21 protein-coding genes are annotated in these 24,039 nt (G+C 65.2%); 11 read left to right on the top strand and 10 right to left on the bottom strand.

The window, feature by feature from the left end:
* Positions 1 to 79: 79 nt before the first annotated feature.
* Positions 80 to 1,276 (bottom strand): alpha/beta hydrolase, encoded by a 1,197-nt coding sequence (locus AAHB16_RS03970; protein WP_342050158.1) that lies wholly within the window; start codon positions 1,274 to 1,276, stop codon positions 80 to 82.
* Positions 1,269 to 2,546, bottom strand: a complete 1,278-nt coding sequence (locus AAHB16_RS03965) for an MASE1 domain-containing protein (protein WP_342050157.1) — start codon at positions 2,544 to 2,546, stop codon at positions 1,269 to 1,271. Before AAHB16_RS03965 ends, AAHB16_RS03970 begins: the two co-directional genes overlap by 8 nt.
* A gap of 247 nt (positions 2,547 to 2,793) precedes the next feature.
* Between AAHB16_RS03965 and AAHB16_RS03960 the strand changes: the two genes are divergently transcribed.
* From AAHB16_RS03960 to AAHB16_RS03945, 4 genes are all read left to right on the top strand, one after another.
* Positions 2,794 to 4,458, top strand: coding sequence for a hypothetical protein (locus AAHB16_RS03960; RefSeq protein ID WP_342050156.1), 1,665 nt, complete (start codon positions 2,794 to 2,796; stop codon positions 4,456 to 4,458).
* Between the two features lie 76 nt (positions 4,459 to 4,534).
* Positions 4,535 to 6,283: a M30 family zinc metallopeptidase gene (locus AAHB16_RS03955; protein ID WP_342050155.1), complete on the top strand. Its 1,749-nt coding sequence runs from the start codon at positions 4,535 to 4,537 to the stop codon at positions 6,281 to 6,283.
* 99 nt (positions 6,284 to 6,382) lie between these two features.
* The gene (locus AAHB16_RS03950) at positions 6,383 to 6,838 is read left to right on the top strand and encodes a RidA family protein (RefSeq protein WP_342050154.1); all 456 of its coding nucleotides are present in this window, start codon (positions 6,383 to 6,385) and stop codon (positions 6,836 to 6,838) included.
* 16 nt (positions 6,839 to 6,854) lie between these two features.
* On the top strand, positions 6,855 to 7,805 hold the full coding sequence (locus AAHB16_RS03945; RefSeq protein ID WP_150374482.1) for an SMP-30/gluconolactonase/LRE family protein: 951 nt from the start codon (positions 6,855 to 6,857) through the stop codon (positions 7,803 to 7,805).
* Here AAHB16_RS03945 and AAHB16_RS03940 read toward each other — a convergent pair.
* Positions 7,792 to 8,775, bottom strand: coding sequence for a Bug family tripartite tricarboxylate transporter substrate binding protein (locus tag AAHB16_RS03940; RefSeq protein WP_150377283.1), 984 nt, complete (start codon positions 8,773 to 8,775; stop codon positions 7,792 to 7,794). The genes AAHB16_RS03945 and AAHB16_RS03940 overlap by 14 nt on opposite strands.
* A 72-nt stretch (positions 8,776 to 8,847) precedes the next feature.
* Positions 8,848 to 10,299 (bottom strand): amidase, encoded by a 1,452-nt coding sequence (locus tag AAHB16_RS03935; protein ID WP_150374481.1) that lies wholly within the window; start codon positions 10,297 to 10,299, stop codon positions 8,848 to 8,850.
* Positions 10,300 to 10,425: 126 nt separating this feature from the next.
* Here AAHB16_RS03935 and AAHB16_RS03930 point away from each other — a divergent pair, with 126 nt between their 5' ends.
* Entirely contained in the window at positions 10,426 to 11,340 is a 915-nt protein-coding gene (locus AAHB16_RS03930; RefSeq protein ID WP_150374480.1) for a LysR substrate-binding domain-containing protein, read from the top strand.
* Positions 11,341 to 11,361: 21 nt separating this feature from the next.
* On the opposite strand, the gene AAHB16_RS03925 is transcribed toward AAHB16_RS03930, so the two are convergent.
* Complete coding sequence (locus AAHB16_RS03925) at positions 11,362 to 12,747, bottom strand: GntP family permease (protein ID WP_150374479.1); 1,386 nt, start codon at positions 12,745 to 12,747, stop codon at positions 11,362 to 11,364.
* 139 nt (positions 12,748 to 12,886) lie between these two features.
* Entirely contained in the window at positions 12,887 to 14,290 is a 1,404-nt protein-coding gene (locus tag AAHB16_RS03920) for an NHL repeat-containing protein (protein WP_150374478.1), read from the bottom strand.
* 221 nt (positions 14,291 to 14,511) lie between these two features.
* On the opposite strand from AAHB16_RS03920, the gene AAHB16_RS03915 reads away from it, so the two are divergent.
* On the top strand, positions 14,512 to 15,357 hold the full coding sequence (locus tag AAHB16_RS03915; RefSeq protein WP_150374477.1) for an oxidoreductase: 846 nt from the start codon (positions 14,512 to 14,514) through the stop codon (positions 15,355 to 15,357).
* Positions 15,358 to 15,399: 42 nt separating this feature from the next.
* On the opposite strand, the gene AAHB16_RS03910 is transcribed toward AAHB16_RS03915, so the two are convergent.
* Positions 15,400 to 15,783, bottom strand: a complete 384-nt coding sequence (locus AAHB16_RS03910) for a hypothetical protein (RefSeq protein ID WP_150374476.1) — start codon at positions 15,781 to 15,783, stop codon at positions 15,400 to 15,402.
* 54 nt (positions 15,784 to 15,837) lie between these two features.
* On the opposite strand from AAHB16_RS03910, the gene AAHB16_RS03905 reads away from it, so the two are divergent.
* Positions 15,838 to 16,398 (top strand): CBS domain-containing protein, encoded by a 561-nt coding sequence (locus tag AAHB16_RS03905; RefSeq protein ID WP_317889556.1) that lies wholly within the window; start codon positions 15,838 to 15,840, stop codon positions 16,396 to 16,398.
* Here the strand turns inward: AAHB16_RS03905 and AAHB16_RS03900 are convergent.
* Together AAHB16_RS03900 and phnA are read right to left on the bottom strand one after the other, a co-directional pair.
* On the bottom strand, positions 16,385 to 17,695 hold the full coding sequence (locus tag AAHB16_RS03900) for an MFS transporter (RefSeq protein ID WP_342050153.1): 1,311 nt from the start codon (positions 17,693 to 17,695) through the stop codon (positions 16,385 to 16,387). The two genes, AAHB16_RS03905 and AAHB16_RS03900, sit on opposite strands and share 14 nt — an antisense overlap.
* Before the next feature lie 42 nt (positions 17,696 to 17,737).
* Positions 17,738 to 18,958: a phosphonoacetate hydrolase gene (gene phnA / locus AAHB16_RS03895; protein ID WP_342050152.1), complete on the bottom strand. Its 1,221-nt coding sequence runs from the start codon at positions 18,956 to 18,958 to the stop codon at positions 17,738 to 17,740.
* A 129-nt stretch (positions 18,959 to 19,087) separates the two neighbouring features.
* Here phnA and AAHB16_RS03890 point away from each other — a divergent pair, with 129 nt between their 5' ends.
* The 4 genes from AAHB16_RS03890 to AAHB16_RS03875 all read left to right on the top strand — a co-directional run bounded on the left by AAHB16_RS03890 (position 19,088) and on the right by AAHB16_RS03875 (position 23,021).
* The gene (locus AAHB16_RS03890; protein ID WP_342050151.1) at positions 19,088 to 20,011 is read left to right on the top strand and encodes a LysR substrate-binding domain-containing protein; all 924 of its coding nucleotides are present in this window, start codon (positions 19,088 to 19,090) and stop codon (positions 20,009 to 20,011) included.
* A 138-nt stretch (positions 20,012 to 20,149) separates the two neighbouring features.
* Entirely contained in the window at positions 20,150 to 21,289 is a 1,140-nt protein-coding gene (locus AAHB16_RS03885; RefSeq protein WP_342050263.1) for an alkene reductase, read from the top strand.
* 22 nt (positions 21,290 to 21,311) lie between these two features.
* Positions 21,312 to 21,980: a redoxin domain-containing protein gene (locus tag AAHB16_RS03880; protein ID WP_342050150.1), complete on the top strand. Its 669-nt coding sequence runs from the start codon at positions 21,312 to 21,314 to the stop codon at positions 21,978 to 21,980.
* A 105-nt stretch (positions 21,981 to 22,085) separates the two neighbouring features.
* Positions 22,086 to 23,021, top strand: a complete 936-nt coding sequence (locus AAHB16_RS03875; protein WP_342050149.1) for a LysR family transcriptional regulator — start codon at positions 22,086 to 22,088, stop codon at positions 23,019 to 23,021.
* A gap of 27 nt (positions 23,022 to 23,048) precedes the next feature.
* On the opposite strand, the gene AAHB16_RS03870 is transcribed toward AAHB16_RS03875, so the two are convergent.
* Positions 23,049 to 23,972: a LysR family transcriptional regulator gene (locus AAHB16_RS03870; RefSeq protein WP_342050148.1), complete on the bottom strand. Its 924-nt coding sequence runs from the start codon at positions 23,970 to 23,972 to the stop codon at positions 23,049 to 23,051.
* Positions 23,973 to 24,039: the final 67 nt, after the last annotated feature.

The following is a 24,039-nucleotide window of genomic DNA, read 5'->3' as shown; positions in this document are numbered from 1 at the left end:
TTTCCTGAAGCCGGCTCCCGGGATCGCAAACGGAAGTCGATACGCCGAGGTTCAAGCGCCGAGGTTCAAACGCTACAGTTCAAACGCCAAAGTATCGATCCTCCAGATCCACATCGTCCGGAAACCATCGCGCCTCGAGCAGCTTGCCGCTGCGCAGCGACAACGCCAGCACCCCGGGCGACGCCAGCCCGTTTCCGCTCATCAACGACGCAGGCAGCACGACAACGCCGCCATTGAGGCTCGGCTTGCCGAATGCACCGAAATGCACGGGCGTCTGCCCCATGGCCCAGCCCTTGAGCTTCGCCAGGCCCTTGACTCCCCGATAGACGCCCGACGTGCGATTGACGCCCGGCTGCAGCCACGTAAAGTCGGGAATGCCCGCGGCATACAGGCCCGCGAAGTCGCCGGCGTCCAGCAACTGCCGCACCGTATCGAGCAAGCGCTCGATATCGGCGGGTGCCATGGCCGCATCCACGAGTCCCATGCCCAGCGAAGCCGCCGCGTTGGCATCGAAGAACTCCACCACGTTGCGCGCGACGATCTCGCGGTCGTTGTCCACGCAGATCATGTGATAGCTGTCCTCGAGCACGACCATACGCGCAAGGCCCGCGCGGGCGCGGCCTCCGATGCGTTCCACGAGATAACTCGCGGAGCGAAGGCTCGTCAGTTCGTCTTCGCGCGCGTGCACCACGAGCGTCGGGCACACGATCTGATCGAGGTCGGCCATGACCATGGCGCGCAGGCGGTCCACTTCACGAATACAGGCCAATGGCACCCAGCGGTAATGGAAGTTCTCGCCGCGCTTGAACTTGGCCTTGATGATGCCGCGAAGCTGTTCGTTCTTGATGCCGTAGGGTTCGTCCTCCACGACCTTCATGCGCGCGGCCACGCCCGGCACGCGATAGAGCAGCGAACGGGCGGAGCTGTACCACGGCGTGGCCCAGCCATCGATATAGATCGGTGGCGCCAGCGCCACGAGCTTGCCCTTGGCATGCCGCTCGCGCTTGACCGTTTCCACGGCCAGCAGCGCGCCCATGCACATGCCCATCACATGCAGCACATCGTGCTGGGCCGCAGCTTCGCGATATTTCTCGCGGACGGCGTCGAGCCAGTCTTCCGCGCTGACGTTCAGCAGGTCTTCAGGCTTCGTGCCGTGGCCCGGCAGCGTCAGCGAGTGCGTGACGAAGCCCGCGTTCTTGAGCCGCTTGTGCATCGAGCCGAGATCGAACTGCGTGCCGCCCAGGCCGTGAATCAGAAATACGCCCGGCTCACGCATGATGCGCTTCCGCACGGATCAGGCAGACCACGCGCTCGACGGCACCATCGGGTCCATGTACCGATGCGAATCGCGTCTGCACATGCAGTTCACGCCCGTCGAGGCGAATGTCGCAGGTGCCGGCGCTGCCGTCGTGCCGACCACTCGCCACCGCATCCCATCCCGCCTGCGCAAGCGGCCGGTCGCGCATGACGACCCGATCCAGCCAGTCGCGAATATTGCGGAGTTGCACGGCATCCTTGCCCAGCACGGCCTCTGCGGACTCGCCCCAGACCGCGGCACCCGTGACGGGATCGAACTCCACGCTCGCCACGCCCGTGGCCAGCAGCGTGCGCTCGTAGCGCAACTGCCACTCGCGCGCATCGATCAACGCCATGCGCCGTGCCTCGTTGAGGGCGCGGCCGGCGAGCAACAGCACCGCCCACACGCAAACGTAGGCCTGCACCTCGATCACCGCTTCGCCCGCGAACGCCTCGTTGACCGCAAACGGGCCGCCCCCTCGGGCCGTGAGGCCGATGATCAGCACCGCGCCCACCAGCGTGGCAAGCGAGCCGCCGCGCGGGCCCCAGAACATCGACGCCAGCAGCAGGAACGGCATCGGCAGATAGGCGAGCGTCGGCGCGATCTCGCCGAACCGCGCATCCACGCCGCGATTGAACACGATCAGCGTCGTGACAAGGAACAGCGCAAACATCGCGGCACCCGCGCCGAACTGTTTCATGGGCATGCCGCCCGAACGCTTGATCGCGAAACCCTTGAATGCGCCGATAACCGGTGCCACGAGCAGAATGCCGACAATCGTGGAGAACGCCCACGCGCGCCACTCGTTCGACGACACGAGTTGTTCGGGGTACTGCCATCGCCAGAGTTCGTTGGCGAGCGTGGCACCGCTGATACCTGTGACGCATGCGCCAAGCACGAGCAGCGTCACTTGCTGTAGCGGCCGATCGACGTTCGCGCGCGATGCCACCCATGCGCCCAGCACGATACTGCCCGCCTCGATCAGGCCGAATGCAATGGCCGCGTTCCACGGCAATGCATGCCCGATCGCACCCCAGAGCACGGTTGCCACCGCCGTACCGGTTACGACGGCAGTGCGATGGCTCGCCGAACTCGCGAGCATGGCGCCGAAGCTCACGCCCGATGCCAGCCACACGGCAATGGCTTGCGTATCGCTCGCGGCCATTGCAGCAGAGAGCGCGCCAACGAACAAGTAAGCGAGGGCGACAACGCCTGCGACAAGCATGAAGCGGTTACGTGCGGACTGCATGAATGGTTTTCCCAGAGAGGTCTCCTGTCGTCTATCGGCGCGCGCATATGGGCCTTGAGCAAGGCACTGCCGTTCCAGAATTTGCACGGCACGACGCACTGTGTATAGATTTTTCAAAAAGCACACTTTTAACTAAAGTGCCAAACGTCACGACCGTTAGGTATTCGCATAGAAAACCAACGAAGAAGGGAAGTCGATGTTCGAGACCTATTGGAGAAGGACGGCACGCGCTGCAGCGCTCGCGGCAATGGCTGCCACACTCAACGGCTGCGGCGGTGGTGACGACAACAGCAACACCGCGGCAGCGCCCACGCCGAACAATCAGCTGGCCAACTGCACGGGGATGGACCAGATTCAGGAAGTCACCGGTTACCCGGTCTATTCCGTGAGCGCGGCAAGCTACGACGCATGCGATGTGGCCAAGCGCTATATCGCCGGTTACGCGATCGTCTCGGACGAGGACGTCGACCCGTGGGCCGCCGGCGATGCGCACGGTGGCTTCCAGCAATTGAGCCCCACCAAGGCGAAGTCGCCGGCGACGGGCGACGATCTGATCATCAGCATGCTGCCGGCCTCGGCACCCGCCGAAGCGGAGTCGGTACCGCGCACGCGCTTCGTGCTGGCCAAGTCGACCGATGCCAACTACACACCGGTCACCTGCGAAATCTCGGGTGACGACGCGGCGTTGGAAGCGGGCCTCGAGAACTGCCTCGCGCCGCTGCGCACGCCGGGACAGCAGGTCGCGCAGCACGTGATGTCGCCCTCCGCCGCGCCGATGTTCGATGCGATCGGCAATGTCGAGCCCGATGCGAATGCGTGGACCCTGCTCGGCCGGGGCCAGAAAACGTACTCGACCACCGTCAACGGCATCAAGCACTGGTATCACGGGCAGGCCGCTGCCGGCAACGTGACGGCCAATATGAGCCTGTATCGTCTGAACTCGGTGAATCAGGTGGACTACTACCTCGCCAAGATCAAATGGTCGAGCACGCCGATCATGGCCGCGACCTGCACGACGGTTGCCTGCGGTTACTACAACAACGACTCGACGTTGAAGCTGCAATTGAACGTCACCCGCGCGGGCAAGACGATCAAAGGCGAGATCGTCGACTATGCGCCGGTCACGATGGCACGCAATACGACCACGAGCAGGAAGGTCGGCGTCAGCGCCACCGCGGGCGAGAAGGGCGGCGTCACGGCAAGCAGCGATGTCACCCAGTCGTATTCGTATCCGTCCGTCAGCATCGCTGCCTCCAATCAGGACAACGTGCTCACCTTCTCGCGCTATCACGCGACCGATCTCGGGCACGTCTTCTCCAGTGGCGATCTGTTCAGCGGCGCCGATACGACGATTCGCAACGTCGACACGCCCATCTGGGTCGTCTTCCAGGTGCCGGCGGGGTCCGCCAGCGTGGCCGATGACGTGACGCTGAACGTGTCGGAGCTCTCCGGCAACTTCGGGTTCTTCGTGGACCCGGGCCTGTTCGTGCCCAGCTCGGTCGGCGTGGACCTGTTTGGCTACCGCACGGCCAATGCCATCTCCGAGACGTACTCGCCTCCGATGTTCGGGGCCGTGGTGTCCGATGGCGCGGGTGGCACCAGGCCCGTGACGCTGGACGCCGACAATCCGATTCGCCTGAAGCCGGAAGAGACGTTCAGGATCGACGTGAAGGCCGGCGACACCAGCACGCCGTACCGCCTGCAGTGGCAGGTCACCGATGCGCCGGACTGGCTCACGCTGTCGCCTTCCAAGGGCAGCTCGCGCAGTGGCGACCAGCCGCTGACGATCCGCGTGCCCAAGACGGCCGCAGTGGGTAGCTTCGGGTACATCAAGATCAACACCACGCCGAAGGGCGCGGCGCCTTCCGTGCGCGATGGCGATCTGCATATCCCCGTGCTGATCGTTCAGTAATCCCCACCGCAGGACCGGACCCGCCGCACGTTGTCGAACATCGCAGCGGGTCCGTCATCACGCTCCCCTCCAGCTTATGCGTCCCCACAGTTTTCCCTGTCTTTCCCGCACGGCCGCCGCACTCGCGCTCGCGCTCGCGCTGATGCTCTCCGCCTGCGGTGGCGACGATGCGCAGCCGACCGCGAGCACGCAGACGGTGGAGCAGGGCACCGCCGCGCCTGCCGTGCCGAATACGCCCGCGCCGCAACCGGACGCGGCATCCACCGTCGTCACCGCCTGCAGCAACTGCGCCGCGCTCGATGCGCATACCTATGCGGGTGCGGGCATCGGCGTATGGCAGCACGTAAACGACACGAACGACACCCTCGACGTGCCGGTCCGCATCGACGGCCTCACGGGCCAGGATGTCACGCTGGTGTTCGCCAATACCACGGGCACGGCACAGCCCATGCCGCCGATCTCGCTCACCGCTACGCGGCAACCGTGGCAACTCGATCGCATCGGCGCGTCCGTTGCCAACGCGTCCGCCGCCAGTATCGTGGGGCGCTCGATGCATGACGCCATCGGCGAGTTCAACCGCCGCGGCTGGGTCGATTTCGCGGGCGAGCGCACCGCGCAGCCGGGCTTGTATCGCTCGGTGCAGCCCGTCGATCCCGGGCATGTGGGCGACTCGCGGACCTGGTATCACTCCGACAACACGGCGCGTACCGCCACGCTGATGCGCCAGGCGCAGGTCTCGGATGGCACCACGGTCAACCTGTGGGTGGAGGCAGACGAATGGGCGCCGTCACGGATCGGCACGACGCTGGCCGACACGCTGATGAACGCGTTCGTACCCGCCGGCCGCATCTACGACATCCTGACTGCCGTCGGCGGCCCGCTGTGGGGTCCCCACAATTACACCAATCTGCTGTCGGGCAACGGACGCCCGATCGATATCGTCATCCTGAACTTCGATCGCAATGGCGAGCCGTTTGGCGACGTGGGCTATTTCTTCTCGCGCAACGCCATCAAGCGCACCGCTACCGAGAACCTCTACGGGAACGATGCGATCTCGCTCTATCTGGATTCGGAGACGCTGTATCTTGGCGGCGCACAGGGCGTGCAGAACAGCACGATGACGCTTGCGCACGAGGGGATGCACATGCAGAACTTCTATCGCCGTGGCGTGCTGCACGGATGGCCGGCGATGTACGACTCATGGCTGGAGGAGGGCACCGCCATGATGATCGAGGACTTCGCGGCCGAGGGCATTACGCCGGGCTACAGTCCGCTGGCCGACGTACGGTATCTGGACTATGTCGCGCGGCGCGAAGGCTCCTACAACTGCAGCCTCGTCCACTGGACGCCGTTCACGAATACCTGCGAGAGCTATTCGGTCTCGGGCTCCTTCGGCGCATTCCTGAATCGCCAGCTCGGCCTCGGCTTCTACAAGACGCTGCTGTACAACGTGTCGAGTCCCGATACGCTCGCGGTGCTCGATGCCGCCATCCGCGAGGCCGTTCCGGGCTCCGGATTCGCCGATCAGTGGCGCAAGTTTTCCGTCACCGCGGCGGGCATGATGGTCTCGCCATTCACCGCGGGATATGGCTTCCCCGAGCGCTTCGACGGGGGCTTCCACCTCAACAAGATCAATCCGCTGTTCCTGCAGGTGTTCCGCACCTACGTCACGACATTGCCGGCCGCGATCCAGCCCTATGCCAGCGTGCCGATTCTGCGCCTTGCGGTCAAAGGCAGCTTCACCGAGGTGGTGAAAGTGCCGCCGGGCATCACGCTATCGATCATCGTGCAGGACTTCGGCGATGTGGAGGATACGGAGGACTAGCCTGTCCTTCAGGGTGTCATCTGACCGGCGACCGCAGGCGAATTGAAAGCTGCCGATCCATACAATGGACCACGCCTTCGATACGAGCTCAGCCGGAACATGTCCCTACTCGACCGCCTCTCCCAGGCAGGCCTCGCGTTGCCTGCCCCCATCGCGCCCCTGGGGTCCTACCAGACCGTCTCCATTTCCGGAAACCAGGTGTATGTCTCCGGTCTCGGCCCCTTCGAGGATGGCAAGCCGATCGTCGGCGTCGTCGGGCGCGATATGTCGCTGGAGGCCGCCCAGCATGCGGCGCGCCTGACGATGCTGATGATCCTGTCCTGCGTCGATCAGGCATGCGGTCTGGACAATATCGAGCGATGCAACCTGCTGACCGTCTATGTGCGCGCGGAACCGGACTTCACCCAGCATCCCAAAGTGGCCAACGGTGCGAGCGACGTGCTGCTGACACTGTTCGGGCGAGACAAGCTGCCGGCGCGCAGCGCGCTGGGCATGTACTCGCTGCCCATGGGGATTCCGGTGGAAATCGACAGTATTTTCGAGCTGAAAGGTTGACCATCGTGCGCCTGCCATGAGAACCACCATCGGGACCACCATCGGGACCACCATCGGGACCGCCACGATCAAGCGCTGGGTCGGCCTGCTGCTGGCGGCATCGCTCGCGGCCGGCACGAGCGGCACTTTCGCCGAGCCGCTCCGTGCGCGTATCGTTGCCGACGCACTCGGCTTTCCCGAAGGCACCGTGCTGGCGGACAAGGTGCTCTATTACGTCGACTATCAGGTTTCCACCGTCAACCGGCTCGATGACAGAGGCCCCGCGGTGGTTCAGACGTTGCCCGGCTGCGGGGCCAACGGGCTGGCCGTCGTGAACGGAGACTTGTGGGTGGCATGCTACGACAGCGGAACGATCGAGCGCGTCGCTCCCGATGGCCGGCGTCTGGGCCGCATCGACCGTTCTCGTGATGGGGAAAGATTCGTTCGCCCCAACGACCTCGTCGCGAACCGGCGCGGCGATCTCTACTTCACCGCGTCGGGCGACCGGCCGGGCACCGGAAAGGTGTTTCTGGTACCGCAAGCCGGCGCTGCCGCGAATCAGGTCGCGCAGGAAATCGCGTCCGGCCTCGACAACGCGAACGGTATCGCGTTGTCCGCCGACGAGCGCATCCTCTACGTCGGCGAAAGCGGATCGGACAGCGTCCTCGACTATCGGATCCGTGCCGATGGATCATTGCCAGGTCGCCACACCTTCGCGGCACTCGATGCGCTGGCCCCCTCAAGCGCCACGGGGCGCCATACGCCCGACGGCATTCGCACCGGACCCGATGGATCGCTATTCGTGGCGCTGTTCCATGGCGGCGGCGTCTGGGTCCTCGACGCCAAAGGCGCGTTGGTGAAGGCGATCGATGTACCCGGCGACCATCACTCCAATCTCGCCATCTCCCGCGATGGCCGCGACATGTACGTCACGTCGGTCACGGGATCGTCGGGCCGCATCTATCGCCTGCCAGCTAGTCCGCCCTGATATCGGCGCGCGCCGCGACGGCGCGCATCGCCGGCAATTCCTTCTCGATGCGCGTCTGCACCGTGGCACCGTTGCCATAGGCGGGCGTCAGCCCGAGCTCCACCATGCGTGCCTGCGTGGCCGGCGCGTTGGCGACATCGGCGAGCGCCTTCTCCAGTTTCTGTTGCACGGGCGCGGGCAGTCCCGCCGGGGCCATCAGTGCGAACCAGCTCCCCATCTCGAAGCCCGGATAGCCGCTTTCCGCGACCGTTGGCACTTGCGGCAGCGCCGGGTGACGCTGCGCGGACAGCACGGCAAGCGCCTTGATCTTTCCGGCCTTGATCAGCGGCTGGCTCGCGACGATCGTATCCACGGCCACCTGCGTCTGGCCGCCGACCAGCGCCGTCAGGCTCGGCGCGCTGCCGTTGAACGGCACATGCACCATGCGCATGCCGGCGGCGGACTTCAGCATCTCGGCCCCGAAATGGACCGACGATCCGCTGCCGAACGAACCATAGGAGAACTTGTCCGGCTGGGCCTTGGCCTGCGTCACCAGATCCTTCAGCGAGCCAAGCCGCGTGTCGGGGTTGGCGACGAGGACGAGCGCCATATCGGCCACCTGTCCCAGCGCGGTAAAGCTCTTGACCGAGTCATATGAGAGGTGCTGGCGAATGGCCGGATTCAGCGTGAGCGTGCTGTTGGAGGCCAGCAGGAGCGTATAGCCGTCGGGTGCCGCCTTCGCGACCTGCGTCGCGCCCACGATCGTGCCGGCGCCGGGCTTGTTCTCGACGACCACGGACTGCCCCAGTTTCTCGCCGAGCCCCACCGCCAGCAACCGTCCCAGCACATCCGTCGCACCGCCGGCGGCAAAGGGCACCACGAGCCGGATCGGCCGATCGGGATACGACGCCGATTGCGCCATGGCCTGCGGCGCGGACAAGGTCATGGCCACGCCGCATGCGAGCACCAGTTTCAGGAGTGTGGAGGTCATCATGTCAATGTCTGCGAAGATTTCGGGGGCAATCGATCGTTGGGGAAAGCGAGGGTCCGTCAGTGCAATGGCTCAGCCCAACAGCGGGCTGCGCAGGCGCGAGAACCCGCCGGCCTCGTCATAGGCGTGCCCAAGCTGCAGGACGGCCGCATCGGCCTGCGCCGGCCCGATGATCTGGATGCCCGCGGGCAATCCATTCGGACCGAAACCGGCCGGTGCCGCGAGTGCGGGCAGTCCCGCCATCGTGGCCGGCACCACGGTCTGCATCCAGCGGTGATAGGTATCCATGTCGCGGCCATCGATCGCATGCGGCCAGTCCCATTCGGCCGGGAAGGGGAATACCTGCGTGGAGGGCAAGACGAGGTAGTCGTAACGCTCGAACAGCGCCCGCATGGCCTGATACCAGGCGCTGCGCACGCACATGGCCTCGAATACGCGGCTGCCGGACAGCGCCTGCCCGCGTTCGATCTCCCAAACGGCTTCGGGCTTGAGCAGCGCACGCTTCGCGGGGTCATCCCAGAGCGCCTTGTTGGCCCCGGCCACCGCGAAACTGCGCAGGTCGATCCACGCCATCCACAGCGATTCGAGGTCGAAGTCGGGCAGCGCGGCTTCCACCGTGCAGCCGATATCGCGCAGATGCGTCAGCGCCTGCTCGCAGGTCCCGAGCAGACCGGGTTCCGTCGGCAACTGACCGCCCAGATCGCCGAGCCAGCCGATGCGGACGCCTTTCCAGTCGCGCGGCGGCGGCAGCGCAACACTGCCCTGAGGTTCCGCGCGGCGCGTCAAAGGCAGCCGTGCATCGAATCCGGCCTGCACCGACAGCAGCAATGCCAGGTCCGGCACATTGCGCGCCATCGGCCCGGCCACGCTGAATTGCTGAAAGAAGACCTCATCGGTCGGCCCGTGGGGCACGCAACCGAAGGACGTGCGCAGCCCGTACACATGGTTGAACGCGGCCGGTGTCCGCAGCGATCCCATCATGTCCGAGCCGTCCGCCACGGGCAGCATATGCAGCGCCACGGCCACCGCCGCACCGCCGCTGCTGCCGCCGGCCGACCGCGACGGTTCCCAGGCATTGCGGGTCGTCCCATAGACCTGGTTGTACGTGTGGCCCCCCAGCCCGAACTCCGGCGAATTGCTGCGGCCGACGAACAGCGCGCCGCCCGCCCGCATGCGCTCGAAGATCACGGCGTCGGTGCGGCTGACCTGGCCGGCAAAGATCGGGGAGCCCTTGGTGGTGACCATCCCGGCGGCCGGCATGATGTCCTTGGGCGCCTGCGGAAAGCCATGGAGCGGGCCGCGGCTCTGGCCACGGGACAGCTCGCCGTCGCGCTCGGCGGCCAATGTGCGGAGGGCGTCGCGATCGACGGGCGCGACGATCGCATTGACCTGCGGATTGTGGCGGTCGATCTGCGCCAGGAAGGCATCGAGCACCTCCACACAGGAGACGTCGCGTGCATGGATGGCACGGGACAGGGACACGGCGTCGAGTTCGACGATGGAAGCGTTGGCAGGCGATGGCATAAGAGCTCTGTTTTTGTCGCGTTCCGAAAAGCATACGAGCGGGCGTGCCTTTTCGACAATCGATGATTTTTCCAGATATCCTTGCGTAAAACGCAAACCTCGGGATATCCCGGAGAGACCAGAATCGTGCTGTCACACCGCCTGCAGGACACCTCGCTGCGCTATTTCCTGGAAGTGGTCCGCTGCGGATCCCTGACCGATGCCGCCAAGCGGCTCAATGTCACGGTGTCCGCGGTCAGCCGACAGGTCGCCGTGCTCGAGGACCAGCTGGGCGTGCCGCTGTTCGACCGCCGGCCGCGCGGCATGGTGGCCAGCGCGGCCGGCGAGTTGCTGGCCGCTTTCGCGCTGCGGGGCGCACTCGACGCCGACCGGGTCGTGACCGAGATTGCCGCGCTGCAGGGCCTGCGCCGTGGCCGGGTCAGGGTAGCCACGTCCGCGGGCTTTGCGATCGATTTCCTGCCTCGGGCGATTGCAGCGTTTCGGAACGACTATCCGGGGCTGCATTTCCACCTTCGCGTGGCGCCGCCGGCCGAGGTCACCAATATCGTGCTCCATGGCGATGCGGATATCGGCATCACCTATAGTCGCGCGGCCGGGCACGGCATTCGCGTGGAGCACAGGCAGCCGGCCCCCGTCATCGCGATCATGCGTCCCGATCATCCGCTCGCGCGCTTCCGCAGCATCACGCTCGCGCAGATGCAGGCGCATCCGGTCGCGTTACCCGAGGGCGACAACACCGTGCGCCAGCTGTTCGATATCGCCTGCAGCGAGCGCGGCATCATTTTCGAACCGGTGCTGGTGACCAACCATTTCGAAACCTTGACGAGCTTCGTCCTGAACGGTGGCGGCCTGTCGATCTCCGGCGCGGTAACGGTCGGCGACCGCGTGCGCCGCGGGGAAATCCACCCGGTGACGATCCGGGAACGCGGCATGAGCAGCCGCGTGATCGAAATCCAGACGCTGGCCGGACGGGTGCTGCCGGAAGGCACGCGCGCCTTCCTCGGCTTTATCCGCGAGCGCCTCGTGGCGGAGGCGGGCTGATGGGGGAACCGGGGCCGCGCCTCAGTGCATGGGAATCGCGGCGTTGAAGATCAGCACCATGATCAGCCCCACCACGGCGACGATCGACTGCACGACCGAGATGGTCTTGGTCGCTTCGCTCATCGTCATGCCGAACGATTCCTTGACCATCCAGAAGCCCGCGTGATTGGCGTAATTGAAGAACAGCGAGCCGCAACCGATCGACAAGGCCAGCAACGGCAGGTTCAGGCTCGGATCGCTGCCGGCCAGCGGCGCGAGCAGGCCCGCCGCGCCCACGATGCCGACCGTGGCCGAGCCTGTCGACACGGACAGCAGCATGGCGATGAGCCAGCCGAGAATCAGCGGCGGAAACGCGAGCTGCTGCGTCAGATGGACGATGGCGTCGCCGACCTTGGCGCTCGTCAGCATCTGCTGGAAGGCGCCGCCGCCCGCGATGATCATGATGATCGAGGCAATGGGCTTGAGACTGCTGCCCAGCGCGCCGCGCAGTTTCTCGGCATCGCCGCCGCGCGACAGCACGAGAGCGCCAATCGCGAACAGCACCCCCAGCAGCATGGCGATCAGCGGATTGCCGAGAAAGCTGGCCACATGCAGCGCCGCGCTGCCTTTGGGCAGAACCGTTTCCGCGATCGCATGCACGAGCATCAGGATCGCGGGCAGCAGCGCCGCCAGCACGCCAATGCCCACACCGGGCTGACGGCTGGCGTCTGCCTTTTCCGTGATCGTGAATTGGTCCAGCAACGCCTGGTCGGGCTTCGTGGTCATGCGCCGCGAAATAAACGCGCCGTAAAGCGGGCCGCCGAGAATCATGGCCGGAATGGCGCCCAGAAATCCATACAGCATCGTCGGACCGACCGAGGTCTTGAGGCTGGCGATCGCGGTCAGCGGACCGGGGTGGGGCGGCACCATGCCATGCATGGCCGCCAGCGCGGAGATAACGGGCACGCCCACATAAACGTAGGCCGAACCCTTGAACCGGCCCTTGGCTTCGAGCTTGCGCGCCACGCTGAAAATCAACGGCAGCATCACCACGAGCCCCACTTCGAAGAACATCGGAATCCCGACCACGAACGCCACGAGCGTCATGGCCCACGGAATCATCCGATCGGACGCGCGCCGCAGGATGGCTTCGGCAATCTGCTCCGTGGTGCCCGCATCGGCAAGAATCTTGCCGAGCATGGCGCCCAGCGCGATCACGACACCCACGGCCCCGAGCGTCTTGCCCGCGCCATCGACCAGATGCTTGACAATGCTTTCGGGCGCCATGCCCGTCGCAAACCCCACCCCCACTGAAACCACGAGCAGCGCAAGCAGGGGATGCATCTTGATGCGCGACACGATCAGCGCGACGAGCACCAGCACACTGACCAGGGCGGTCAGCAGCAGTTGTAAATCCAGAGGAGTCATAGGGGGATGAAGGCAGGGCGTGCGCCACGTTGGCAAGCCCGAAGTGTAACAACGAAGGGCCACCGTGCGCAGGGGATACCCGCGCACGGTGGCCCTCGTCACCGCGCCCGCCCTCTGTGCTACGAGAGCCGGGCACGCATCAAGGCAGCGTGATCTTGCGGATCGTGTTCTGGTTGAGCTCGGTCACATAGAGGTTCCGGGCGCTGTCGATCGCGATCGAGGTCGGCGTGTTGAATCGCGCCGTCGACCCGCTGCCGTTTGTGGAGCCCGGCGTGCTTCCTCCCGCGATGGTCGTTACCACGCCGGCGGGCGTGATCTTGCGGATGGTGTTGCCATTACGGTCGGCAACGTACAGGTTGTCGTCCGGGTCGATGGCCAGACCGTTGGGGCCGTCGAACTGGGCAGCCGTGCCCGTGCCGTCGACCACGGCGGCGACACCGGATCCGGCAAACGTCGTGACCGTGCCTGCCGGCGTCATCTTGCGAATCGAGTTGGTCGAGATGTCCACGATGAAGAAATCGCCGTGCGAATCGCGCTTGATATCCATCGGCGAGAAGAACGTCGCCGTGGAACCCGGACCGTCCGTGGCGCCCGGCGTCAGGTTGCTACCCGCCAGCGTCGTGACGACGCCCGCTGCCGTGATCTTGCGAATCGTGTGGTTGTTGAACTCGGTCACGTAGAGATCGCCGCTCGCGTCGAACGCCGCGCTCGTCGGCGAGCTGAATCGCGCCCCAGTACCCGATCCGGCGTTGGCATAGCCCGGCGTGCCGGCCGTGGAGCCGGCGTAGGTGGAGACCGTCGTGCCGTCGAACTTGCGGATGGAGTTGTTGCCCTGGTCGACGATGTACAGGTTGCCCGCCCCATCGACGGTCACCGCGTTCGGATAGCGGAAGCGCGCGGATGCCGCGGGACCGTCCACGACGCCCACGGTGTTCGTACCGACGACGGTGCTCACGATGCCCGCGGGCGTGATCTTGCGGATCGCGCTGTTCTGCGAGTCGGCGACGAGCATATTGCCGGCCGCATCGAAGGCGATGCCGATGGGCGACAGGAACGTGGCCGATGCGAGCGGGCCGTCCGTGAAGCCGCCGGTGGCCGAACCCGCGTAGGTCGATACCTGCGCCTCGGGCGCGGGATTGTTGACGCAATCCACGGCGACATCGCTGACGTTGGCCGTGGCCGTGCCCGATCCGTGCGTAACGGTGCAGGTCTGGCCCGCCGGCTGCGTGGAAACCGTCACGTCGTATGCACCGCTGACAGCCGTGGCGAAGGTGAAGCTGCCATTGGCGGCCACCGACACCGCGTCCACGCCATTGTTCTGCAGTACCACGGTCGCGCTCGAGGCGAGGCCCGTCACCGCGCCGCCGATCGTATAGGTCTTCGCTTCCGGGACGGAAGGCGTGGAGGGGGGCGGGGGCGTATTGCCTGCCGGTGCGGTGGCAGCCTGCCCACCATTGCTATCGCCGCCGCAACCGGCGATCGTCAGGCCGATCAGAAGCATCGACGCGGCAGCAATATGGGTAATGCGAGTTTGAGTGTGCATGCTCGATAGTGAGGAGAAGAGCCAATCGCTCTCGCCTTGTATCGGCACCGACTGTTAACCCTTGAGCAGCAATCGCCACAGGGGCGATTGCCGCGGCATTATGAAATCCCCTGGCAAGGCGCATGTGGGTGACATGGCTTTATCGCGCCGCGCGGAATGCCTACAGTGTGCGGATATCAGGACCCGCACGCCCTCCATGTAACCCCTCTGAAGGACACATCATGTCGCAAACGGATACTCCCGTCTGGTTGATCACCGGATGCTCCACCGGTCTGGGCCGCGCGCTCGCGGGCGTCATCCTCGACAAGGGCTGGCGCGTGGTCGTCACGGCGCGCGATGTGTCGAGCGTCGCCGACATCGTCCAGCGCGCGGAAGACCGTGCCCTCGCGCTTACGCTCGATGTGACCAGCCCCGCCGACGTGCAAGCCGCCGTGACCGAGGCCGTTGCGCGCTTCGGCCAGATCGACGTGCTGGTCAACAATGCCGGTTACGGCTACCAGAGCACCGTCGAGGAAGGCGAGGATGCCGAGATCCGCGCGCAGTTCGATGCGAACGTCTTCGGCCTGTTCAGCGTGACGCGTGCCGTGCTTCCGCACATGCGCGCAAGGCGGCGCGGCAATATCATCAATATCACGTCGGTTGCCGGCTTTATCGGCTTCGCGGGGTCTGGCTACTATGCCGCCTCCAAGCACGCGGTGGAAGGCTGGTCCGACTCGCTGCGCGCGGAGGTGGCGCCGCTGGGTATCGGCGTGACGTGTATCGAGCCGGGCCCATTCCGCACCGATTGGGCCGGCCGGTCGCTGCGGCAGACGCAGAGCAAGATTACCGACTACGCCGACACTGCGGGCAAGCGGCTGGCCGGCACCAAACAGGCGAGCGGCACACAGGCCGGCGACCCCGTCCGCGCGGGCGAGGCCATGGTCGCCATCGCGCGCAATGCCGACGCGCCGCGCCATCTGGTACTGGGCGCGTGGGGCTTCGATACGGTCGTGCAGGACCTGCACAAGCGCGTGAACGAGATCGAAAGCCAGCGGGATCTGAGCCGGTCGGCCGACTACGATGCTTGATTGCGCCGGAGGCGGCCGCGATCGTCGCGGCGACGAAACAGGCTACGGCTTGGGCAACGCCGACCGCCGGCCGCGCTTCCGGGGCTTCGCTTCCACGCCGATACGCGTATCGCGCTCGAGCACAAGGGCGACGAGCGCTTCGGCGGTGTCCTCGAACGCGGCATCCTCCTGCGGAACGTAGAGCCACTTGCCGAGCACCGGATGGGGACGCAGCGCAGGCAAGTCCTCGAGGAGGCTCGCATGCGCTTCCCGCGCGGTGCACACCAGCAACCCATTCCACGGCTTCGCCCGATCCGCCGCCACGAGGCACAGGCGTCCATCGATATAGGCCGCATCGCAGCCGAACATCTGCTTGCGGAGATAGGTGGCATCCCGATCGAAGGCGTCGAAGATCCAGAGCAGGGAATTACGGACGGCGGAGGGCATCGGCGCGCTTCGGTGCGGGTTGAGGCTGACCACGTACGATGTAGCATCGTTTGCGTGCCATGGCAACGCCATGCCTCCCACGGCGGGGTCGCCGGCGCCTTCCCGATTCAATTCTTCCCGGATATTGCCGATATAGAGGCGGGCTACCGTACCTGTCGGACGGCCCAGACGCGTGCAAGAGGGGAGCAAGAAGTGAACGTAGAAAGCATCATGTCCAGGCGCCTCGCCACGGTGGGGTTCGACGATTTGCTGACGACCGTCAGGGATATCTTCGATCAGGCGAGTTTTCACCATTTGCTGGTGGTCGAGGACGGCAAGCTGCGCGGCGTCGTGTCCGACCGGGACCTGCTGCGCGCCTTGAGCCCATTCATCGGCAGCAATGTGGAGAACGCCCGCGATCTCGCCACGCTGAACAAGCGCGTGCACCAGATCATGTCCCGTCAGCCGCTGACACTGCCGCCGGAAGCCACGATCGCGGACGCCATCGCCTTGTTCCTGGCCAACAACATCTCGTGCATTCCTGTCGTCACGCCAGCGTTCGAACCGGTAGGCATCGTCAGCTGGCGCGACATTCTGCGGGCAGTGGCCGAGCGGGACAGCGTCAGCGCCGGATAAATATCGCCGTGATGGCGCTGGCCATGCAGAGCGAGGCAACCACCGGAAAGATCACCGCGGTGGAACCCGTATGGTCCATCAGCCGGCCCATCATCGGCTCGGCCAGCCCGGCGAACAGGTAGCTCACGAAGTTGACGCATCCCGTCGCCGTGCCGGCCAGCTTGCGGCCGACGATATCGGGGCACAGTGCCCAGAACGACGACGCCGGGCCGTAGACGAAGAAGCCGCACGCCATGATCGCCGCCACGGCCCACGGACTACCGTGCGGCAGGACGATCATGCCCATCGCGACGAGCGTGGCGATGACCATATAGCTCACGATCGACAGATACCGCCGCGAACCGAACAGCGCATCCGACAGCCAGCCATTGGTGATCGCGCCGATCGCCATCCCCACGGGCAACGCCAGCGTGATCCACATCGGGTCGATGCCGTCGGGATGCGACTTCCATTGCGGACCGAAGAAGTGCACCGGAATCCAGATAAGGAGCGCGTAACGGGCGGCATTCTGAAAGCCGATCGATAGCGCGGTGACATACAGCCGCCATTGCGACAGCACCGCCTTGTATCGGGCCGCGCTGCTGGCGTATTCGCGCTCGGACGCGCCGCCAGCCGATTGCTCCGGCCCCTTTAGCCCCAGGTCCTCGGGACGCTCGCGCACGACGAAGAACATCGCCAGCGCACCCGCCACCATCAGCATCGGCGCATACCGGAAGATCTCCCGCCAGCCAAGCCCCAGTACCTGCAGGATGAGAATCGGCAACACATAGGCAATCACCGAGGACAGGCTCGACCCGCCGACATAGAAGGAATAGACAAAGCCTCGCTTGCCATGCCCCCACCAGTTCGAGATCAGCCGGCTGCCGGGCGCGAATCCCATCGCCTGAAAATAGCCGTTCATGCCCCAGAAGACGATCAGGGAGACCAGTCCACTGGCTTCGCTGGTCGCGACGTTGGCCAGAAACGAGAGAATCGCGCCCGCCAGCATCATCACGCGTCCGCCGAACTTGTCTCCGAGGTTGCCGTTGATCGATTGCCCGACCGCATAGGCCCACAGCATCGTCGCGCTGACCCACCCGAGCGCGGACTTCGAAAGCCCCAGCTCCGCCTGAATGCCCGGTATCGCGAAGCCGAACGTCTGGCGTCCCGTGTAATAGAACAGGTAGCAGAACGTCACCCCGAGGAGGGCCCGCCATTGCCACCTGGCATACAGGCTGGCGCTGGTTGCCGCCTCGTGCGGCAGGGCATCTTGCGGCAATCGCCCGGCGCGCCGCTCCTGCTGTTGCAGCATGTCCATCGTGTTGTCTCCGTTGTATTTTTTTGTGGGGGCACGGCGCGCCTAGTCGGCGTGATTGAGCGCGAGCGACAGGACGCTGAAATTGCGCAGACGGCCCGCCGGAAGGTTGGCCAGGGGCCGGTTGAAGAGCAGCGGCACCTTCTGTTCGGACAGCCCGCCATGCGAGCGCAGGGGCACATCGAGACCGCTGAGGTCATGACGCGCGGGCGCGGTGCCGATGACGGTCAGGCGGTCGCTGACCACCACCAGGTCGCCAATGCGGTCCGCGGGCAGTTCGAAGCGTTCGCATGCGTCGCGCTTGTCCAGGACGAGCTCGATGCCCGGCAGCGCCTCGATGGCCTGATGCACCGCGCGCGGATCGGTGCCCGCCGGCAGATACACGGTGGCGTAAGAGCCGAGCGCGCCGTGGTGCGCCACATAGGGATCGGTAATCGGCAGCAGCACGCGCGTGGCGCCGCCACCGAAACGCTGGTCCAGCACCTGCTGCAGAAAGAGGATGTTGGCCTTGCCCAGCGCATCGGTCTTGGCGTTCATGCCATGGTCGGCCGTGATGCCGATGACCGCGCCGAGCGCCTGCATGTCGGACAGATAGCCATCCATCATGGCGTAGAACGCATTGGCGCCCGGCGTACCCGGTGCGTGCTTGTGCTGTACGTAGTCCGTGGTCGACAGGTACATCAGGTCCGGCCGGTCGGACTTGAGAAGCGCAACACCCGCGGCGAATACGAACTCCGACAGATCGGCGCTATAGACCGTTGGCAATGGCAAGCCGACCCGGGCCAGTACATCGTCGATGCCATGCTCTTCGAGTGTCGCCTGATCGGCCTTTTCCGCGGAAAAGCAGATGCCCCGCAGGCCGTGGCCGAGTAGCGCGCGGAGCTTGTCCTTTGCCGTCACCACGGCAACCTTCGCGCCGGCTTGCGCGGCGGCGGCCAGTACCGTGGGGGCACGCAGGTAGCGCGCGTCGTTCATCAGGACTTCTTCGCCGGTCTCCGCGTCGTAGAAAAAGTTGCCACAGATGCCATGCACCGACGGCGGCACGCCGGTCACGATCGACAGGTTGTTGGGGTTGGTAAAGGACGGCACGACGCAATCGCCGGTCAGTACCGTTCCGCGCGAGGCCAGACTGGCAAAGAACGGCGCCACGCCGGCCTGTACCGCAAGGTTGATGTACTCCTGCTCGCAACCGTCGATGCAGACGATGACGGTGGGGCGGGCGGGCAACTGGTAGGCGTGTCCGTTGACTTCGATCCTGGCGCTCATGGAAATCTCGCTGTGAGAGTGGGGAAATAGGGCGGATGGGGTGGGGCATCCGCTTGAAGTCCATGCTATGGTGGTTAATAAACTCACACAAACGAGTTTCTCTCTCACAATCTGTCAGGAAACATCACAGTGCCCCACAAGTTGCCGCCGTTGAACGCCTTACGCATCTTCGAGGTCGCCGCGCGCGCCGGCAGCTATTCCGCCGCGGCGCGCGAGTTGCACCTCACGCATGGCGCGGTCAGCCGGCAGATAGAAATCCTCGAGCAGTGGCTGGGGCAGCCGCTGTTTATCCGGCAGGGGCAGCGCATGGTGCCCACGGTGCATGCCCAGGCCTTCGGGCGCGAGATCAGCGAAGCTTTCGATCACATCAGCGCCGCGTCGGAGCGATACGGGCGCATTGCGACGCGCAAGGTGGTGCGGGTCAACGCGCCCGCCACCTTTGCGATGCGCTGGCTGATTCCGCGCCTCGACGACTTCCGGCAGCAGCAGCCCGATGTGGATGTGCGCGTCTCCACCGCGTTCAGCAATGAAGCGGGATTCCCCGGGACATTCGACGTGGCGATCCGGCGCACGCTGGAACGTGGCGAGCAGTTCGAATGCGTGCCGGTCTTTACCGAGTATCAGACCGTGATCGCCAGTCCGGCCCTGCTGGCACAGGCGCCGGTGCGAGACGTAGCGGATCTCGCCGACGCCGTGCTGCTGTACACCGAGACGCGGCCGGGCAGCTGGGAGTCATGGCTGCAGCAGGCTGGCCATGCATCGTTGCGGCCAGTGCGCACGCTGCGCTTCGATCATTTCTTCGTCACGCTCCAGGCCGTGGTGGACAGCCTGGGCCTGGCCATCGGCACGTTTCCGACGCTTTCCACAGACCGGCTCGCCGGCCGCATTGCCACGCCGTTCGGCGACATCCGGGCCCCGGGCAACACCTATCACGCGCTGGTACCGCGCGACGCGGACAAGCCCCTGCATCTGCGCGCGTTTGTGGAGTGGCTGGCCCAGCAAGGGGAGAAAGAGAGGGAGAAAGAGAGGGAGAAAAAGAGGGAGGATCGATAGCGGGATTTATCCGTATCCGGAATGGCCCCTATCCCGCCGGAGGGCTATCTGACGCCTGTTCAAGGTCCTACATTTCAGCCCAACGAAGTGTGCATGCCGGAGCTTCCCGGCAGTTCCCAGACATTGACAGGTTCCATCATGGCAAAGCTTTTCACCTCCGCGAAAGTCGGTGCATTCCAACTCAACCATCGCGTCGCGCTCGCGCCAATGACGCGCGTCCGGACGATCCAGCCGGGCGACATTCCCAGCCCGATGATGGCGGACTTCTATGGTCAGCGTGCGTCGAAAGGCGGGCTGCTGGTGATCGAGGCAGCGAGCGTTTCCGCCCAGGCGCGTTCGTACCTCGGCGCGGCAAGCATCTTTCACGACGGTCAGCACGAAGGCTGGAAGGCCATCGCGGACGCCGTCCATGCAAAGGGCGGATATGCGTTCCTGCAACTGATCCACGGCGGTCGCCAAAGCCATGTCGATGTCGCCGGTGGGGCCACCCCCGTGGCGCCTTCGGAGGTGCCGTTCGAGGGCGTGGCACTGACCAAGGATGGCTTCGTCCCCGTATCTCCACATCGCGCGCTGCGAATCGAGGAGATCCCGGGCATCGTCGAAGACTTCCGCGTTGCCGCGGAACGGGCGAAAAAGGCCGGCTTCGACGGCGTCGAGCTGCACGCGGCCAACGGCTACCTCGTCGATCAGTTTATTCAGGATGGCACCAACAAGCGCACGGATGCCTATGGTGGCCCGGTCGAGAACCGCGTGCGATTCATGCGTGAAGCGCTGGAGGCGCTGATCTCGGTATTCGGTGCCGACCGCGTCGGCGTGCGAATCTCTCCCTCGAGCGAGTGGGGCGGGATTTCGGACAGCGATCCCCAGGGGACGTTCAGCCACGTCGCGAAGGTGCTGGACGGCTACGGGATCGCGTACCTGCACGTCATCGAGCCGCGTATCAAGGGCGACGACACGCTGCACGCGGGTCATCCGGTCGTTGCGGCGTCCTACTTGCGGCCACATTTTTCCGGTCCGATCATCGCGGCGGGCGGCTTCGATCGCGAAGATGCCATTGCGACGGTCGAGAAGGGAGACGCCGATCTGATCGCCTTTGGGCGGCACTTTTCGTCCAATCCCGATTTGCCCTACCGGCTGCAACACAATTTGCCGCTGACGCCCTATGTCCGCGCGGCATTCTGGGGCGGGAACGAAACGAACTACTCGGACTTCCCCGCGTATGGGGAGGCGGTAGCGCGGCCCGCACAGGATGAAGCGAACACCGTTGCCGCGGCTTGATCTCCGACTAGCGAGAATGGGCATGCGTCAAGCGTTCCCCGTGCCGCACGCCGAGGCTGACCGTGCCGTCGAGGTGGCGATGGCCGCGGCCGCGGAGGCTGTGTCGGGGGCGCTGCGCGCCGGCACCCGGGTGCCGGGATTCCAGCTGCGGGACACCCGTGGCAATCCCGTTTCCCTCGACCAGTTACTGATGGCGGGCCCCGTCGTTCTGAATTTCTTCCGAGGGGCATGGTGTGCGTTCGGCGAAGAGAGCCTGGCACGGCTCGCCGCGACTTATAGCCTGATCGCCAACGCGGCCGCGGCCGCATTGGCGATCGCGCCTCCCACCGCGCGCACCTCGGCCGACAGGCGACTTCCCATCCCCGAACTGGTGGACGTGGACATGAAGGTCGCGCGTTCGTTCGGGCTCGCATTCGAACTGCCCGCCGAACTCAGGCAGCAATATCTGGATCTCGGCTACGTGCCCCCCAGAACGCGGCGCGCGAATACTTTCCTGGTGCCGATTCCGGCGACCTATCTCATCGACCAGGCGGGCATGATCGTGCTCGCGCATATCGACCCCGACTATCGGCACCACCCGCAAAACGAAGCGCTGCTGAGCGCCCTGCAGGCGCTGCGGGCTCGCTCGATGGCGCGCGAGAAGGCGGCCAGACGACCTGGCGGAAAAAGGCGCTTTGGGCGCGATGGTTGAGCGGGCGAATTCCCATCGAAATCAGGTAACCTGTTGTCGCCGCTTGCCCGGCAACGCGCCGCGTAACGACAGGACCTTCAGTGTCCGCACCATGGGAGAGTCTCGATGGACCGCCTTGCCGCGATCGAAATCTACATTCGCGTCGTCGATACAGGCTCCTTCTCGGCGGCGGCAAGGCACTTCGACATTGGGCAGCCCGCCGTGTCGAAGGCGGTCGCCCAACTGGAAGACTGGCTCGGCGTGAAATTATTGCTGCGCTCGACGCGAGCATTGACGCCGACCGAAGCGGGGCAAAGCTTCTATGTCCGCGCGCGGCGTGCGGTCGAGGAGGCCGACGAGGCCGTGCTCGCCGCGCGCGGGACTGCCGTGGGGCTCACGGGCAAGCTCAGGGTGTCGGCGGCAGTCTGTTTCGCCAGGCTTCATATCGTGCCGCGGCTGCCGGCGTTCATGGAGAAGCATCCGGGGCTCGATCTGGAGCTCATCCTCGACGATCGGAACATCGACCTGGTGGAGGAGGGCATCGACCTTGCGCTGCGCATGGGGGAGCTGATCGACTCCAACATGACGGCAAAGTGGATTGGCGAGGCAAGACGCCGGGTGGTGGCGACGCCCGCGTACTTCGAAAGGCATCGCGCGCCCAAGGCCCCATCGGATCTGCTTTCCCATCGGGCCGTCATCTACTCGCGCGATCTGGGTGGCGGCGAAAACTGGACATTCCGCAAGGACACCATCGACCAATCGGTCAAGCTCGAGGGGCGGGTCGCGATATCGGCCACCGAAGGACTGCGGGCCGCCGTGTTGTCCGGCATGGGGCTCGCGGTCGCATCGGAATGGGCATTCTCGCCGGAGCTTCGCTCGGGCGAAGTCGTATCGGTCCTCGACGATTGGATGCTGCCATCCGTTCCGTTGTCGGCGCTTTATCCCACCGGGCGCATGGCCAGCAGCAAGGCAAGGCAGTTCGCGGCGTTCGTCGAGGAATGCCTGGCGCCCGAATTTGCGCCGGCGTTGCTCGGCAGGCCGGGGCGGCAAAGGGTGGCCTAGCTGGCCGTCAGGGGGCCGAAGGTGACTTCAGTCGTTGGGCTTGCCGTGGGGCAACGCGCCGAGCGCGTCGATGCCGTGAAACGCTTCGCCGATGAAATCCATAAATGCAATCGCGCGCCTGGACACCAGGCGGTGGGCCCCGTACACGATCTGGACCGGTACCGACGGTGCCTCGTAGCCCGACAGCACAAGCTTCAAGGTGCCATTGTTCAATCCCGCGTCGAACAGCCACTTCGGCCCGTTCGCGATGCCCAGACCCGCGTTCGCGGCTTCCTGGACTGCCTGAGGTGAATTGACGCGCAACCGGCCGGAAACCGCTACCTCGCCATCGCGAAACCGCCACGCACTGCCAGAGGAAAGCAGCGTGTAGACAATGCAATCATGGTCGCGGAGGCTGGCGGGCTCGCGCGGTACACCTCGACGGGCAAGATAAGCGGTGCTGGCCACGCACACCCGCTGAAACTGCCCGATGCGGCGGGCGCGCAATGCGCTGTCCTCGAGATGTCCGATCCGTATGGCGAGTTCGGCGCCCTCATCCACGAGGTTTACGTATCGGTCGCCTATCTGCAGATCGAGCGCGAGGGCAGGGTAGCGCGCGAGGAAGGCGGGCACCAACGGCAGAACGAACGCATGCGCGAATGCTGTCGGGCAGGCAACGCGTAACAGTCCCGTTGGTTCGGCTTCGTCGCGCAGCGAGGACTCCGCTTCCCCGACCGCATCGAGTATCCGTCTGACCTCCGCGTAATACCGCTCGCCCTCGGGCGTCAGCGCGAGTTGGCGCGTGGTTCGGTGTAGCAGCCGAGTCTTCAGATGCTCCTCGAGCGAGGCGACGTATCGGCTGACATTGGGTTGCCCAAGACCCAGATCGCGCGCCGCCGCGGAGAAACTGCCTGTTTCCACCGCGCGGGCAAAGCAGGTCATTTGCAGAAACCGATCCAGACGCGCCTCCATTTATTTATGCGCTGACGGCATGGATTATATGTCCGGCGGGGATCTTATCGCGTTTCGGATATGGCCC

The sequence above is a fragment of the Cupriavidus sp. OTU4054 genome (genome assembly GCF_038440175.1).
Taxonomy (GTDB): domain Bacteria; phylum Pseudomonadota; class Gammaproteobacteria; order Burkholderiales; family Burkholderiaceae; genus Cupriavidus; species Cupriavidus pauculus_D.
The sequence above is the reverse complement of the archived record's forward strand: the minus strand, read 5'-3'. Positions and strand labels throughout refer to the sequence as shown.